At 62.2% G+C, this 15,586-nt stretch carries 13 protein-coding genes; 9 read left to right on the top strand and 4 right to left on the bottom strand.

The genetic code is table 11. The features are described from left to right. From rnr to rpmG, 5 genes are all read left to right on the top strand, one after another. Entirely contained in the window at positions 1–2,373 is a 2,373-nt protein-coding gene (rnr, locus tag IB265_RS06530) for a ribonuclease R (RefSeq protein WP_192494671.1), read from the top strand. A gap of 26 nt (positions 2,374–2,399) precedes the next feature. Further along, positions 2,400–2,855, top strand: coding sequence for a DUF983 domain-containing protein (locus tag IB265_RS06525; RefSeq protein ID WP_192494670.1), 456 nt, complete (start codon positions 2,400–2,402; stop codon positions 2,853–2,855). Beyond that, positions 2,852–3,556, top strand: coding sequence for an NUDIX hydrolase (locus tag IB265_RS06520; protein WP_112947638.1), 705 nt, complete (start codon positions 2,852–2,854; stop codon positions 3,554–3,556). Before IB265_RS06525 ends, IB265_RS06520 begins: the two co-directional genes overlap by 4 nt. A 13-nt stretch (positions 3,557–3,569) precedes the next feature. Continuing rightward, entirely contained in the window at positions 3,570–4,754 is a 1,185-nt protein-coding gene (locus IB265_RS06515; protein WP_057252289.1) for an MFS transporter, read from the top strand. Between the two features lie 93 nt (positions 4,755–4,847). Beyond that, positions 4,848–5,015 carry a 50S ribosomal protein L33 gene (rpmG, locus tag IB265_RS06510; RefSeq protein WP_034795357.1) on the top strand — a complete coding sequence of 56 codons (168 nt, stop codon included), beginning with the start codon at positions 4,848–4,850 and terminating at the stop codon, positions 5,013–5,015. Between the two features lie 583 nt (positions 5,016–5,598). On the opposite strand, the gene IB265_RS06505 is transcribed toward rpmG, so the two are convergent. Continuing rightward, a complete protein-coding gene (locus tag IB265_RS06505) occupies positions 5,599–6,966 on the bottom strand; it encodes a PleD family two-component system response regulator (RefSeq protein ID WP_192494669.1) in 1,368 nt (455 codons plus the stop codon). 17 nt (positions 6,967–6,983) lie between these two features. Further along, positions 6,984–7,355 (bottom strand): response regulator, encoded by a 372-nt coding sequence (locus IB265_RS06500; protein WP_003537642.1) that lies wholly within the window; start codon positions 7,353–7,355, stop codon positions 6,984–6,986. 156 nt (positions 7,356–7,511) lie between these two features. On the opposite strand from IB265_RS06500, the gene IB265_RS06495 reads away from it, so the two are divergent. Both IB265_RS06495 and IB265_RS06490 read left to right on the top strand, forming a co-directional pair. Continuing rightward, complete coding sequence (locus tag IB265_RS06495) at positions 7,512–7,781, top strand: DUF3572 domain-containing protein (RefSeq protein ID WP_058329343.1); 270 nt, start codon at positions 7,512–7,514, stop codon at positions 7,779–7,781. Positions 7,782–7,783: 2 nt separating this feature from the next. Beyond that, entirely contained in the window at positions 7,784–8,425 is a 642-nt protein-coding gene (locus IB265_RS06490) for a hypothetical protein (protein ID WP_113512923.1), read from the top strand. A gap of 17 nt (positions 8,426–8,442) precedes the next feature. On the opposite strand, the gene IB265_RS06485 is transcribed toward IB265_RS06490, so the two are convergent. Then, a complete protein-coding gene (locus IB265_RS06485) occupies positions 8,443–9,027 on the bottom strand; it encodes a GNAT family N-acetyltransferase (protein ID WP_192494668.1) in 585 nt (194 codons plus the stop codon). Positions 9,028–9,093: 66 nt separating this feature from the next. Between IB265_RS06485 and IB265_RS06480 the strand changes: the two genes are divergently transcribed. Both IB265_RS06480 and IB265_RS06475 read left to right on the top strand, forming a co-directional pair. Next, the gene (locus tag IB265_RS06480) at positions 9,094–10,386 is read left to right on the top strand and encodes a DNA polymerase IV (protein ID WP_192494667.1); all 1,293 of its coding nucleotides are present in this window, start codon (positions 9,094–9,096) and stop codon (positions 10,384–10,386) included. Between the two features lie 113 nt (positions 10,387–10,499). After that, complete coding sequence (locus IB265_RS06475) at positions 10,500–11,729, top strand: L,D-transpeptidase family protein (RefSeq protein ID WP_192494666.1); 1,230 nt, start codon at positions 10,500–10,502, stop codon at positions 11,727–11,729. A gap of 109 nt (positions 11,730–11,838) precedes the next feature. Here the strand turns inward: IB265_RS06475 and dnaE are convergent, their stop codons facing one another. Further along, the gene (gene dnaE / locus IB265_RS06470) at positions 11,839–15,336 is read right to left on the bottom strand and encodes a DNA polymerase III subunit alpha (RefSeq protein ID WP_112995493.1); all 3,498 of its coding nucleotides are present in this window, start codon (positions 15,334–15,336) and stop codon (positions 11,839–11,841) included. Between the last annotated feature and the right edge of the window lie 250 nt (positions 15,337–15,586).

The following is a 15,586-nucleotide window of genomic DNA, read 5'->3' as shown; positions in this document are numbered from 1 at the left end:
TTGACCAGAATACCGCGCGATCCGACCGAACAGTCCGGCAGAAGAGCCATGGGCAAGAAGCCTGCTCGCGCGGCCAAGGGAGGACCGGCCCCGGCAAGTGAGCCCATCATCCACGGTGCGGTTCCGCCGCGTGACGTGCTGATGCGTTTCATTGCCGAAAACCCGGACCGCGCCTCCAAGCGCGAGATCGCCAAGGCCTTCGGCCTCAAGGGCGATACCCGTGTCGAGCTCAAGGCGCTGCTGAAGTCGCTGGAAGTGGACGGCCTCGTCGAAAAGAAGCGCAAGTCGCTGGTGCGTCCCGGCGCCCTGCCCCCGGTGACCGTGCTCGACATCACCATCCGTGATGTCGATGGCGAACTGATCGGCCGGCCCGCCGAGTGGCTGGACGATGACGGCGTCGCGCCGGCGGTGCTGATCAAGCAGTCGGCAGTCGGCAAGGCCAAGGGCAAGGTACCGGTCGGCGGCCTCGGCGATCGGGTGCTCGCCAAGATCTTCCCCGCAAAGGAGCGTGGCGGACCTGCCTATACGGCGCGCATCATCAAGGTTCTCGACAAGCGCAAGGACGCCGTGCTCGGCGTCTTCCGCGCCACACCTGGTGGCGGTGGCCGGCTGATGCCGATCGAAAAGCGCGGCGAAGAAGTGCTGGTCGATCCGGAGTTCACCGGCAACGCGCAGGATGGCGATCTGGTCGAAGTGCAGCTCTCGCGTCTCGGCCGCTATGGTCTGCCGCGCGCCCAGGTCCAAAACGTCATCGGCTCCGTGGCCTCGGAGAAGGCAATCTCGATGATTGCCATTCACGCGCATGGCATCCCCCACATCTTCCCGGAGCGTGTGATCGAAGAGGCGAACGCCGCCGGTCCCGCCACCATGGCGCATCGCGAGGATTGGCGCACGCTGCCGCTGATCACCATCGACCCGGCCGATGCCAAGGATCACGACGATGCGGTTTATGCCGAACCCGACCCGTCCGAGGACAATCCCGGCGGCGTCATCGTCACGGTCGCAATCGCCGACGTCTCCTATTACGTACGTCCGAAATCGGCGCTGGACCTGGAAGCGCTGAAGCGCGGCAACTCGGTCTATTTCCCCGACCGGGTGGTACCGATGCTGCCCGAACGGATTTCGAACGACCTCTGCTCGCTGAAGGAAGGCGTCGATCGTCCGGCGCTTGCCGTGCGCATGCGCTTCTCCAAGGAAGGCCGCAAGGCCGGCCACACCTTCCACCGCATCATGATGAAGAGTGCTGCCAAGCTCTCCTACCAGCAGGCACAGGCGGCGATCGACGGCAATCCGGATGACAAGACCGGGCCGATCCTCGACGCGATCCTGAAGCCGCTCTGGGAAGCCTATCGGATCCTCACGCGCGGGCGCGACCGGCGCCAGCCGCTCGAACTCAACATGCCCGAGCGCAAGATCATCCTGAAGCCTGATGGCACGGTCGATCGCGTTTTCGTGCCGGAACGCCTCGACGCCCACAAGCTGATCGAAGAGATGATGATCCAGGCAAACGTCGCGGCCGCCGAGACGCTGGAGCAGAAGCGCCAAGTGCTGATCTATCGCGTGCACGACCAGCCGTCGCTCGCCAAGCAGGAAAGCCTGCGCGAGTTCCTGGCGACGCTCGACATCTCGCTCGTCAAGGGCGGCAACATGCGCTCGAACCATTTCAACGGCATTCTCGCCAAGGCCGAGGGAAAACCCTTCGAGACAATGGTCAACGAGATGGTGCTGCGGTCGCAGAGCCAGGCGATCTACAGCCCCGAGAACATCGGGCACTTCGGCCTGAACCTTTTGAAGTACGCGCATTTCACCTCGCCGATCCGACGCTATGCCGACCTGATCGTGCATCGGGCGCTGGTTGCCTCGCTCGGTCTGGGCGAAGGCGGACTGACGCCGCAGGAAGAGGGCGTGCTCGACGACATCGCCGCCGAGATCTCGACCTTCGAGCGTCGCGCCATGGCGGCGGAGCGCGACACCGTCGACCGGCTGATCGCACACCATCTGAATGGCCGTGTCGGCGAGGAATTCGAAGGCCGCGTCTCCGGCGTCACCAAGGCGGGACTCTTTGTCACCCTGCCCGCCTATGGCGCCGATGGCTTCGTTCCTATATCTACGCTCGGACGCGATTACTTCATCTATGATGAGGCGCACCAGGCGCTTTCCGGCGAAAAGACCGGGCTCGGCTATCGCCTCGGCGATCCCGTGCGCGTCAAGCTCGTGGAAGCTGTGCCGCTTGCGGGTGCGCTCAGGTTCGAGATGCAAAGCGAGGGGCGCAAGATGCCGACGGCAACGCGCTCCTTCCACAAGTCCGGCCGGCGCGATCGCACCGGAGCACGTAAGACGCCGGGAACGCGGCCGCCGCGAGGCAGGCGTTAGAACTCCCGTAAGGCAGAGGAATAGGCATGAAAGCAGCGGCAGGCGAAACACTTCAACTGGGCGGTAGCGAAAGCGACAAGCGCTCCGTTGGCCTTTCGATGAAGCGCGGCTTTCTCGGCCGTTGCCCGGCCTGTGGCAGCGGCAAGCTGTTTCGCAGCTACGTCAAGTCCGTCGATGCCTGCGCCGCCTGCGGCGAACGCATGGACCATCACCGCGCCGATGACTTCCCGCCCTATATCGTCGTGACGATCGTCGGCCACGTCGTGCTTGCGGGCTACATGATGACCGATCTCATCCTGCCGCTGACAACGTGGCAGCATCTGGCGATCTGGGCACCGATCACCGTGATCAGTTCGCTGGCGCTGCTGCAGCCGGTCAAGGGTGCCGTCATTGGCCTGCAATGGGCGCTCAGGATGCACGGTTTCGGCGGCCACGAAGACGCACCGGAAGATGTCCTGCCGCCGCGAGACGACAGGGCATGACGTCTGCGCGGGGCCCGGGCGGCGAGGTCGAACGCCAACGTTCCGCTGCCGTCAGGCCACGCGATGCGGCCTCCGTCATGCTGCTCGACCGCCAAGGGGGGTGCGTGCGCGTCCTGATGGGCAAACGGCACAGCGCCCATGTCTTCATGCCGGATCTCTATGTCTTCCCCGGTGGGCGGCGTGATGCCGGCGATCACCGAATCGGCTTCGGCTCCGACCTGCACCCTTCCGTCCTGCATGCGCTGAAGGCGGCCGGCACGCGCGAGCTGACGGATGCGCGCGCACGCGCGCTCGCCCTTGCCGCACTGCGCGAACTTTACGAAGAGGCCGGCATCGCCGTCGGGCAACCGGCTCCCTCTGCCACAGCGCCGGTTCCATTTCTTCCCGATCTCGCAAAGTTGCGCTATATGGCTCGGGCCATTACCCCTCCGGGCCACGCGCGGCGGTTCGATACGCGCTTCTTCGCATTGTTTGCGGACGAGGCCAAAATCGATCCGACACGCTTCCTGGACAGCCGGGAGCTTCAGGATTTGCAGTGGATCGATGTGAACGATTCTCCGTCTCTACGGATACCCGACATCACCGCCATCATACTTGCTGACCTCAGAAGCAGTCTCGACACCGATCCGTCGCTCCCCTGTGAACGAGAGGTGCCACTTTATGCCGCGCGCCGTGGGCGCCTCGTCCGCACGTTGCTCTAAGGACCCTCGTCGCATGTCACAGCCGTCGCCCGGTACAGTTGCACCGGTTGAGGAAATTCACTGGCGGTCGCTGATCGCCGCCGTTGCCGCCATCAGTGCGGTCGGCATTGCAATTGGTCTCGGTCTGCCGCTCCTGTCGATCATCATGGAGAAGCGCGGGATCTCCTCGACGCTGATCGGCTTGAACTCCGCCATGGCTGGCGTGGCATCGATGGTTGCCGCCCCGTTCACGACCAAGTTCGCTCATAGACACGGCGTCGCGCCGACAATGCTGTGGGCCGTCCTGATCGCAGCAACGAGTTCGTTCGGCTTTTACTACATCACCAACTTCTGGCTCTGGTTCCCGCTGCGGATCGTTTTCCATGGGGCGATCACCGTCCTCTTCATTCTCTCCGAGTTCTGGATCAACGCCACGGCGCCGCCGGCAAAGCGCGGCTTCGTACTCGGCATCTATGGCACGTTCCTGTCGCTGGGCTTCCTGACCGGGCCGCTGTTGTTTTCAATCCTCGGCAGTGAAGGCATCCTTCCTTTCATGGTTGGCGCCGGCGTCATCCTGCTTGCCTCGGTGCCGATATTCCTCGCACGCGACGAAAGCCCCGTCATCGACGAGAAGCCGGAGCGGCATTTCCTGCGCTACGTCTTCCTCGTGCCCACCGCAACCGCCGCCGTGTTCATCTTCGGCGCGGTCGAATCAGGCGGTCTTTCGCTGTTCCTCATCTTCGGAACGAGAGCCGGTTTCAGCGAATCGCAGGCGGCCCTCCTGCTGACGGTCATGGGGGTCGGAAATTTCATCTTCCAGATCCCGGTCGGCATGTTGTCCGACCGCGTCAAAGACCGGCGCACCCTGCTCTCGGCCATGACTGTTATCGGCCTTGTTGGCGCGCTGTTCCTGCCGCTTCTGGTCGAAAGCTGGTTCCTGATGGCGATCGTGTTGCTGTTCTGGGGCGGCTGCGTCTCCGGGCTCTACACGGTCGGCCTCAGCCACCTTGGCTCGCGGCTGCAGGGCGCCGATCTTGCCGCCGCCAACGCCGCTTTCGTGTTCTCCTATGCCGTCGGCACCGTTGCGGGGCCGCAGGCCATCGGTGCTTCAATGGATGCCACCGGCAACAATGGCTTTGCCTGGGCGATCGCCGGATTTTTCGGCCTCTATGTCGCGCTTTCGGTGGTCAGGATCGTTTTGAATCCAAAACGGCCTTGACTTTTCGGCCGCGATTTGTAGTTTCGCGCCAACCTTGCCCGTGGCCCGCAACCGGTTGTCCACGGCTTTCATTGTTACAAAGGCAGGACGACCATGGCAAAAGCCACCACCATCAAGATCAAGCTGCTTTCGACAGCCGACACGGGTTTCTTCTACGTCACGACCAAGAACAGCCGTACGATGACGGAAAAGATGACCAAGACCAAGTACGACCCGGTCGTCAAGAAGCACGTCGAGTTCAAGGAAACCAAGATCAAGTAAGATCGACCGTTTCTCGGGGATTTAGGGCGCCGACCGCAAGGTCAGGCGCCCTTTCCTTTTGGACGTCCGGGAAATGGCACGCAAGGCACCGCTGGCCTCGCTGACAGGTCAAAGGATGCTTGAAAGACATGCCGACTCGGCGCCCCCTCGCCCGGTACCGAGAAAGCAAAAACGCCGCCCCAAGATGGGACGGCGCTTCGGAAAAGGGGGTCGGCTGGCGTCTGACTGCGGCACGAGGATTCCGCAGAAGTCAAAAGCCAACCGACCGACCCCACGACCCAGGAGATGCGGCGGACCTGAGCATCATGGGGTAAGCAAAATGTTGGTAGGCGATGCCTACTTGTTCATCAGCATCACCTGAAAATGGAAAAAAATCAACGAATTCTTAATGCGCGAAGCGGTGCCGCTAAGCGCATGGTTAATTCTGTACCAGAGTAAGACAGGCACGCGCATGGGCGCCGCGGCTACCCAAACTCCCCGGTAGCATCGGCTGTGGCGAGAATACAACTTTAAATGCGACCCGCAAGAGGTGACTCAAGAAAATCACTGGGTCGCGGAGCGCCCGGACTGGACGGGCAAATCCTCAGGCGGCGGCGGCCACCACGCGGTTGCGGCCCTCGTGCTTGGCCTGGTAGAGCGCCGTATCTGCGCGCTTTAACAGAGCTTCGGCCGTGTCAGCACCCGGCCTGAGCGTCGCTATTCCCATCGACGCCGTGACCTTCAAAACGCCGTCCGCCTGCGGAACCGGGAACGGCAGGCTTTCGATAATCATGCGCAAGCGCTCGGCGACGCCCGCCGCCATTTCAGCCGACGTATCCGGCATCACGACGACGAATTCCTCTCCGCCGAAACGGCAGGCAAGATCAGCGCCGCGCACGGTGGTGCGAATGCGGTTGGCGAACTCCCGCAGCACTTCGTCACCGGCATCATGGCCGTAGGTATCGTTGACCTGTTTGAAACGGTCGATGTCGGTCATGCAGATGGAGAGCGGCCGGCCGCGCGCCGCAGCCCGATCCATCAGCAGTTTCAGGTGGGTGTCGAAATAGCGGCGGTTGTGCAAGCCGGTCAGGCCATCGGTAACGGCAAGTTCGATGGTCTGCTGTACGCTCGAACGCAGCCTGTCATTGCAATGCTTGCGCCGGATCTGGGTCATCGAGCGGGCAATCAACTCATTGGGATCAACCGGCCGCATCAGATAGTCCGTCACGCCGAGATCGAGTGCACGCACAACCATCTCGTCGCTGCCCTGCTCCGCAATCAAGAGGATCGGGATGAAACGGGTGCGCTCCAGCGAGCGCAATTGCGAGCAAAGGCGCAGCGGATCGTAATCGTCGAAATTCGCGTTGACGATGACCAAGTCGAAATTGTTCTCGGCCGCTTCGAAGAGCGCCGCCTGCGGATCGGAAATCACCGAAACATCGGCGATCGGCTTGAGGGCGCGTTGCAGCCGCTCCTGTGACGAGCCGCGGCCATCGACAAGCAGAACATTGCCCGGCTCGTCCGGACGATCCGCACGGCCGACGTCTTCGAGGCCGATGGTCTGCGCCGTCTGGGCGCGCAGGCGCAATTCATCGCTGACATTCTTCAGCCGCACCAGGCTCTTCACGCGCGACATTAGCTGGAGATCGTTGACGGGCTTGGTCAGGAAGTCGTCGGCGCCGGCCTTCAGGCCGCGCACGCGATCTGACGGCTGGTCGAGCGCCGTCACCATGACGACCGGAATATGCGCCGTGCGCGGATTGGCCTTCAGCCGTTCGCAGACCTCGAAGCCGTCGAGGCCGGGCATCATGATGTCGAGAAGCACGAGATCGATGGGCGTCTTCTCGCAAAGCGCCAGCGCCGAATAGCCGTCATTGGCCGTCAGCACATCGAAATACTCGGCGAGAAGCCGGGCTTCGAGCAACTTCACATTGGCCGGAACATCATCGACGACAAGAATACGCGCAGTCATATCAATTTTCCCGCCGCTCAGGCATCGCCCAGGTAGGTTTTGATCGTTTCTATGAACTTCGGTACGGAAATCGGCTTGGAAACATAGGCTTCGCATCCACCCTGGCGGATCCGTTCCTCGTCGCCCTTCATCGCAAATGCGGTGACAGCAATGACCGGAATGACGTGAAGCTCGTCATCTTCCTTCAGCCATTTCGTCACTTCCAGACCGGATACTTCCGGCAACTGGATATCCATGAGAATGAGATCGGGCCGGTGCTTGCGCGCGAGCTCTAGCGCCTCCATGCCGTTGCGCGTCTGGATCGTCGCGTAGCCGGAAGCCTCAATCAGGTCGCGGAACAGTTTCATGTTCAGCTCGTTGTCTTCAACAATCATTACCTGTTTGGGCATGTCGATCCCTTGCTGTCCATCATCGTCTTGCAAGTATCCTCAGGACATTTAACTTGCAGAACCGACGACTCGACCCATTTCCTCAACTTCAGAGATAGGCCTATTTGGTTGAAAAATAGGTAACTCCGCGCGTAAAAACCATACGGGGACGAAGCATTGAAGAGCGCTGACGAAATCGCCATCGACATCCTTGCCTGGCTCGCGGGCGAGCCTGAGCTTTTGTCCCGTTTCCTGGCACTGACGGGCACCGATCCAACGGCGTTGCGCAATGCCATTGCCGAACCCGGCTTCATGGGCGGTCTCATCGCCTTTCTCATGGACCACGAGCCGACGCTGATGGCATTCTGCCAGGCAACCGGCACGGCACCGGAAGATGTAGTGCGCGCCCATGCGGCGCTTTCTGACCATTCGGGTTTTGAGGATTGAGCGTGCGAGGCACGTCCACAAGCGACCGCATTCAGCTTCGAGAGCGCCCGCTGATCGTCAGTGACGTCGATGAAGTCGTGCTCGAATTCATCAATCCCTTCAAAGCCTTTCTCGATAGCTGCGGCCACGTGCTGCTGCCCCGATCGTTCCGCCTGACCGGCAACATCATCGATCGCGCGAACGAACAACCGCTGGCGGAGGCGGAGGTCAAAGCCCTGCTTGATTCCTTCTACGGGACGCAGGATCGCTGGCAGACGCCGGCTGCACAGGTCGTCGAGACCTTGGCTGCTCTGTCGGAGGAGGCGGACATCGTTTTCCTGACGGCCATGCCGCCGCATCACGCCGCGATCCGCCGTGCCTTGCTCGACCGGCTTGGCCTTCCCTATCCGCTGCTTGCCTCCGAGGAACCGAAGGGACCGATCGTCCAAAATTTGCACGGCGGACGTCCGGTTCCGCTGGTCTTCGTGGATGACATTCTTCGCAACCTGCAGTCGGTCCAGCATCACACGCCGTCCTGCCTGCTGATCAACCTGATGGTTAACGCGGAGTTTCGCGCGCTTGCACCAAAGCCGGACGCCGGCATCCGCGCTGTGGCCGACTGGCCGGAAGCGGCGGCCACCATCCGCGCGCATTTCGAGGGCTAGTTCAGCGCCGGTTCCCATCAGTGCAAAGCCAATCGCATCAGCGGTCTACCATCCTTGCGGCGCGCCACGATGTCGAATCCTGCAGCCTCGAAGACCGTCGTCGCGCCGACCCAAAGGGCGACTGACTTGGACTGTTTGGCACGATCGATCGGACAAGCATCGAGATAGCGCGCGCCGCCCGCCCTGGCGTGGTCGATCGCGGCGCGCACGATTTGATGGCTCAAGCCCCTGCCCCGCAGCTTCGACTGCATGAACAGACAGCTCAGCGCCCAGATCGTCGGATCGGTCGCCTCACGGTCCTCCAGCGGTCGCGCGACCGTGCGCGGCGAATTGAACTGCGGAACATCCTGGCGCGGACCAACCTGAACCCAGGCCACCGGCGTTCCCTCGAAATAGCCGAGGATACCGGGCGACGGCGCGGTATCGATACGAGCCTTGATAAAGGCCTTGCGCTCCCTTGCCGGCATCGCCGTTCGAACGGAATGCGGCAGGCGCAACGCGGTGCACCAGCAACCGCCATAGGCACCGTTCGGCCCAAAAAGCTGCTCGAAATCCGCCCAACTATCTGCCGTGACAGGTGAGAACTGGAGTGTGATTTCCAACAGAGCCTCCCTTGAGACTCACTAGCGTAGAGCGTAAGGTCGCGATGTTCAATATTTGTTCCTGATATGCCCGACAGCGCTGCTCAATCTCCAGGCTTCTGCCGCGACTGCCTCAAGGAACAGGCCGCTAGCGCGCGGCGCTGCACGGCCTGCGGCAGTCCGCGCCTGCTGCGCCATAGCGAGCTCTACGATCTGACCTTGGCGCATATCGATTGCGACGCGTTCTACGCGTCGATCGAGAAACGCGACGATCCGGAGCTTGCCGACAAGCCGGTGATCATCGGCGGCGGCAAGCGCGGCGTGGTGTCCACAGCCTGCTACATCGCCCGCATTCACGGCGTACGCTCGGCAATGCCGATGTTCACGGCGCTGGAGGCCTGCCCGCAGGCCGTGGTCATCAAACCCAACATGGAGAAATATGCGCGCGTCGGCCGCGAGGTGCGGACGCTGATGCAGGAGTTGACGCCGCTGGTGCAGCCACTGTCGATCGACGAAGCTTTTCTTGAGCTCAAAGGCACCGAGCGACTGCACCACGATCCGCCGGCGCGCACACTCGCGCGCTTTGCCCGCCGTGTCGAGCAGGAGATCGGTATCACCGTTTCGGTCGGCCTCTCCTATTGCAAGTTCCTCGCCAAGGTAGCTTCCGATCTGCAAAAGCCGCGCGGCTTTTCCGTCATCGGTCAGACCGAGGCGCTGGAGTTCCTGAGGGAAAAACCGGTCACTCTGATCTGGGGGGTCGGCAAGGCCTTCGCCGCCACCCTGGAACGCGACGGCGTGCGCACGATCGGGCAATTGCAGACCATGGAGGAAGCCGACCTCATGCGCCGTTATGGCACCATGGGGCAGCGGCTCTATCGGCTGTCGCGCGGGCTCGACGAGAGAGCGGTCGAAATCGACGGCGAGGCGAAGAGCGTTTCCGCGGAGACGACGTTCAATGACGACATCGCACGCTACGACGACCTGGTCACGCACCTTAGGCGCCTGAGCGAGCAGGTGGCCCACCGGCTGCGAAAGTCCGAACTCGCGGGTCAGACCGTCGTTCTGAAGCTCAAAACCACCGACTTCAAGCTTCGCACCCGCAACCGGCGGCTCGACAGCCCCACCCGGCTTGCCGACCGCATTTTCCGCACCGGGCTTCAGCTTTTGGAGAAAGAGGCGGATGGCACGAAGTATCGCCTGATCGGGATTGGCGTCAGCGATCTATCCGCCCCAGATCTGGCCGACCCTCCGGACCTTGTCGATCCGGCGGCAACCCGCCGGGCAGCGGCCGAAGACGCCATGAACAAGCTGCGCGACAAGTTCGGCAAGGAGAGCGTCGAGACCGGCTATACCTTCGGTACCCGGAAACGCGATCACTGAACGTAAACGTGCGGCGATCACGCAACCTTGATGTGGCCGACACACGGACTGGATGAATTCCTTAAAGATTGCCGGCTAGGCTCGTTCGCCAAGTCACGTGTTGGGTTGAGTGTATGGTATCGCGTTTCGCTCTCACCGCCAGCTTCGTCGCTCTGCTTTTGTCGCCGGCCACCGGCTTTGCAGGCAGTCGCGGGCCGCTGCAAATCATTGTCTCGAAAGACCAGCAATCGCTCGTGGTCTATGACGGCGATGCCGTGATTGCGACGTCACCGGTGTCGACCGGCAAGGCCGGCCATGCGACGCCGACCGGAATCTTCTCTATCCTCGAAAAGCGGCGCCATCATAAGTCGAACATCTATTCGAATGCGCCGATGCCGTTCATGCAGCGGCTCACCTGGTCGGGTATTGCGCTGCACGGCTCCAACCACGTGCCCGACTACCCCGCCTCACACGGATGTGTGCGCCTGCCAAGCGCTTTCGCCGCGTCGCTCTACAAGATGACCGAGCGCGGCGTGCATGTGCTGATCTCGGACCGGCAGATATCGCCCGCAGAGGTTAAAAGCGCCCTCCTCTTCCGTCCGGTTCCGGTAAATATCCAGCCGCCGCTTTCCGATGTTCCGCTCAGACCGGCGATCAGTCAGGCCGGAGATACGCCGGTGGAAGTGGCGATGAGAGAGCCGACCGGCGGTGCCGGCACCTCCAGATCCATGGAAGAACCGATCCGCATCCTGATCACGCGCAGCGACGCGCGCGACACCATGCGCGAGGTTCAAACCTCGTTGGAATTCCTCGGATACGCGCCCGGCTCGATCGACGGCCATGCGGGCACGGCAACCACTGCGGCGCTCCGCGCCTTCCAGACGGGCGAAGGTCTCGAGAGCGATGGCAAGCTGACGCCGGAACTGACCGACAAGCTCCTGCGTAAGGCCGGCCGAACGCCGCCGCAGAACGGCAAGATCCTCGTGCGGCAAGGTTTCAAGCCGCTTTTCGAAGCCGGCCTCACCATCGACAAACCGGAAGAGGCCCTTGGGACGCATTTCCTCCAGTTCCGGCACAATGAAGAAGAAGGCGCCGAAGGCAAATGGTTCGGCGTTTCGCTTGAAAACCACCTGTCCGCCTCGATGAAGAAGCGGCTCGGCATTTCCATTGAGGCGGACCCCTTCGCTTATAACGGCATACAGCGCACGCTGGCGCGAATGACGATATCCGACGACGTTCGCAAGCGGGTTGAAGGACTGCTGGCCGAGGGCTCTTCGCTCTCGATCGCCGACACGGAAAGCGGGCTGGAGACCGGCCAGGGAACCGATTTCATCACCGTCACCCGATCGCGTCCGGGTGACTGATCCCGGGGAACCGCAGGAAAGCACAATGTGCGCTTTCTGTCCCAGCTGCCCACCCTCAAGGTGATCGGTGTGATTTCTTCGCTTCGAACGAAACGGAGAAACCTGCCGATCAAACCAACTCGACGTCGACCACGCCCGGCGCCGAGCGCAGCGCCGCAGCGATCTCGGGCGAGATCCGGAACTTCTCGCTCAGTTCCACCTCGATCTCGCGCTGACCGTTGTCCTTGATGACGACGAAGGAGACGAGACCGTCGCCCCTGGTGTTGAGGTGCGAGGCGATCGATTTCAGTGGGCCGGAATCGCGCACATAGACGCGCAGCGCCTTCTGCAGTTGCAGCGATTCTTCCTCGAGCGAGCGCAGGGTCTGGATGCGCAGCCCGATGCCTTCCGGCCGCTCCTCGGCGGCAACGGTCATGACCAGCGATTTGCCCGGCTCCAAGAGGTCGCGATACTGGTGCAGCATTTCGGAGAACAGCACGGCCTCGAATTGGCCCGAAGAATCCGAGAAGGCGACGATTCCCATCTTGTTGCCGGTGCGCGTCTTGCGCTCCTGCTTCGAGGTCACTGTGCCGGCAAGCCGGCCGGCGGTTGCCCCCTTCTTCACCGCGCCGGCGAAATCGCCGAAGGTCTGCACGCGCATCTTGGCGAGCAGCGCATTGTAGGTGTCGAGCGGGTGGGCGGAGAGGTAGAAACCCAGCACCTGGAATTCGCGATGCAGCTTCTCCGAAGCGAGCCAGGGCGTGTAGGTCGGGAGCGCAATACGCTCCGGCCCGGTTGCCGCCCCTGCCCCGAACATGTCGCTCTGGCCGCTCGTCTTGTTCTCCTGCGCACGCTGGGCGAAGCCGAGGATGCGGTCGAGCCCGCCGACCAGTTCCGCACGGTCATAGCCGAAGCATTCGAACGCGCCGGCAGCGATCAGGCTTTCGAAGACGCGACGGTTGAGAAGCTTGGGGTCGATCCTGAGGCAGAAATCCTCAAGGCTCACGAAGGTCCGGTCGCCGCGCACTTCGACGATATGCTCAACCGCGGATTCGCCCACGCCCTTGATTGCGGCAAGCGAATAATAGATGCGGTTTTCGCCCGTCTGGAAATGTCGGAATGAGGACTGCACCGACGGTGCAATCACCTCGATGCCCAGGCGCTTTGCGTCCTGACGGAAGTCGTTGACCTTTTCCGTGTTGGACATGTCGAGCGTCATCGACGCCGCCAGGAACTCCACCGGATAGTGCGCCTTCATATAGGCGGTCTGGTAGGAGACGATGGCGTAGGCCGCTGCGTGCGACTTGTTGAAGCCGTAGTTGGCGAACTTGGCGAGCAGGTCGAAGATCAGGTCCGCTTGCGGCTTCGACACCTCGTTCTTCACGGCGCCGTCGACGAAGCGGGCGCGCTGCTTGTCCATCTCCTCCTTGATCTTCTTACCCATGGCGCGGCGCAGAAGATCGGCCTCGCCGAGCGAGTAGCCCGAGAGCACCTGGGCGATCTGCATCACCTGCTCCTGGTAGACGATAACGCCCTGCGTTTCCTTGAGCAGATGATCGATCTTCGGATGGATCGACTCGACTTCTTCCTCGCCATGCTTGCGGGCATTGTAGACCGGAATGTTCTCCATCGGGCCCGGGCGATAGAGCGCCACCAGCGCGATGATGTCCTCGATGCAGTCGGGCCGCATGCCGATCAGCGCCTTGCGCATGCCGGCACTTTCCACCTGGAACACACCAACCGTTTCGCCGCGCGACAGCATCTCATAGGTCTTCGGGTCGTCGAGCGGGATGCTCGCCAGATCAACCTCGATGCCGCGCTGCTTCACGAAATCGACCGCGACCTTCAATACGGTCAGGGTCTTCAGGCCGAGGAAGTCGAACTTGACGAGGCCCGCCTGCTCCACCCATTTCATGTTGAACTGGGTGACCGGCATGTCGGAGCGCGGATCGCGATACATCGGCACGAGCTGAGACAGCGGACGGTCGCCGATCACGATACCGGCGGCGTGGGTCGAGGCGTGGCGATAGAGGCCTTCGATCTTCTGGGCGATGTCGAGAAGCCGCGCGACGACTGGCTCCTTCTCGGCTTCCTCCTGCAGGCGTGGCTCTTCCTCGATCGCCTTGGAGAGCGGCGTCGGATTGGCCGGGTTGTTCGGCACCAGCTTGCAGATCTTGTCGACCTGGCCATAGGGCATTTCGAGCACGCGGCCGACGTCGCGCAGTGCGGCACGCGCCTGCAGCGAACCGAAGGTGATGATCTGCGCCACCTGCTCGCGACCATACTTGCGCTGCACGTAGCGGATCACCTCTTCGCGCCGGTCCTGGCAGAAGTCGATGTCGAAGTCGGGCATCGAGACGCGCTCGGGATTGAGGAAGCGCTCGAACAGCAGCGAGAAGCGCATCGGATCGACGTCGGTGATCGTCAGCGCATAGGCAACGAGCGACCCTGCACCCGAACCACGGCCCGGCCCAACGGGAATATCGTGCTGCTTCGCCCATTTGATGAAGTCGGCAACGATCAGGAAGTAGCCGGGGAACTTCATGCGCTCGATAACGCCGAGTTCGAAGGCCAGGCGCTCGCGATACTCCTCTTCGCTATAGCCGGGCGCCATGCCGAGCCTGGCGAGACGCTCTTCGAGCCCCTCCTCCGCCTGGCGGCGCAGTTCGTCCGCCTCGGCGCGCTCCGCCTCTTCCGGATCTGCGGTGGCGCCGGTAAAGCGCGGCAGGATCGGTCCGCGGGTCTTCAGCATGAAAGAGCAGCGCCGTGCGATCTCGACAGTGTTTTCCAGCGCCTCCGGCAGATCGGCAAAAAGCGCAGCCATCTCCTTGCGGCTCTTGAGGTAGTGGTCCGGCGTCAGGCGGAAGCGGCTGTCGTCCGAAACCATCGCGTTGTGCGCGACCGCCATCAGGGCGTCATGGGCGTCATAGTCGGACGGTGACGGAAAGAAGGCTTCGTTGGTGGCAACCAGCGGAATGTCGAACTTGTATGCAAGGTCGATAATCCGGCTCTCATGGCGGCGGTCAAATCCGCCGTGCCGCTGCAGCTCGATATAGAGCCGGTCGCCGAAGAGATCATGCAGCGCCTCGAGACGCGCTTCGGCCAGTGCCGTCGAGCCCGCCTTCAGGGCCAGGTCCACCGGGCCGCCCGACGCACCGGTCAGCGCGATCAATCCGTCCGTACCGTTTTCGGCAAGCCAGGAGCGCGTGATCCGAGTCGCCTGGCTGCCCTCGCCGCTGAGATAGGCACGGCTCACCAGATCCACGAGCCGGGTGTAACCATCATCGGTCGCGGCGATCAGGACGATCGCGGGCAGCTTCGCGAGATGTTGCGCGTGGCCGCGCCGTTCGCCATCCGCCTCGTCTTCCATGTCGATGGAAAGCTGGCAGCCGGTAATCGGTTGCAGTCCGTCGTCGGCTGCTTTCTGCGAAAACTCGAGCGCGGCAAAGAGATTGTTGGTGTCGGCGATCCCGATCGCCGGCTGATTATCGGCAACCGCCTTGCCGATGACCTTCTTCAGCGGCAGCGCGCCTTCGAGCAGGGAGAAGGCCGAGTGGACGCGCAGATGCACAAACTGCGGGTCCGAACCAAGCGCCTCGCTCGATGCTGCTTTGCCGTCGTCTGCCATTATTCGCACCCTGATTCCTGTCTGGTCGGCAGGATATCCCGTTTATCACCCGACATGTCCAGTTTCACCTGACACGTCGTCCCCCTTATTCAATCCAGGGGGCGCATTTCGGGAGGTGCTTGAGAGGAAATATCGACGCTCCTCAGAGGCCGAGCGCGATGAAAGAGATGCTTGCGATGAACAGGCTCATCGAAGCGAAGGCGGCGAGGTCACGAACAAAATCAGTCATAACATGGCTCCTTTTCCGTTA

This window comes from Ensifer sp. ENS10 (genome assembly GCF_014852025.1).
Classification (GTDB): Bacteria; Pseudomonadota; Alphaproteobacteria; order Rhizobiales; family Rhizobiaceae; genus Ensifer.
Note: the sequence above shows the minus strand (reverse complement) of the source record. Positions and strands in the feature narration are given on the sequence as shown.

Coding starts and splice junctions, on each gene's coding strand:
- IB265_RS06525 (WP_192494670.1), top strand. CDS start 2,400: ATGAAAGCAGCGGCAGGCGAAACACTTCAACTGGGCGGTAGCGAAAGC.
- IB265_RS06520 (WP_112947638.1), top strand. CDS start 2,852: ATGACGTCTGCGCGGGGCCCGGGCGGCGAGGTCGAACGCCAACGTTCC.
- IB265_RS06515 (WP_057252289.1), top strand. CDS start 3,570: ATGTCACAGCCGTCGCCCGGTACAGTTGCACCGGTTGAGGAAATTCAC.
- rpmG (WP_034795357.1), top strand. CDS start 4,848: ATGGCAAAAGCCACCACCATCAAGATCAAGCTGCTTTCGACAGCCGAC.
- IB265_RS06505 (WP_192494669.1), bottom strand. CDS start 6,966: ATGACTGCGCGTATTCTTGTCGTCGATGATGTTCCGGCCAATGTGAAG.
- IB265_RS06500 (WP_003537642.1), bottom strand. CDS start 7,355: ATGCCCAAACAGGTAATGATTGTTGAAGACAACGAGCTGAACATGAAA.
- IB265_RS06480 (WP_192494667.1), top strand. CDS start 9,094: ATGCCCGACAGCGCTGCTCAATCTCCAGGCTTCTGCCGCGACTGCCTC.
- IB265_RS06475 (WP_192494666.1), top strand. CDS start 10,500: ATGGTATCGCGTTTCGCTCTCACCGCCAGCTTCGTCGCTCTGCTTTTG.
- dnaE (WP_112995493.1), bottom strand. CDS start 15,336: ATGGCAGACGACGGCAAAGCAGCATCGAGCGAGGCGCTTGGTTCGGAC.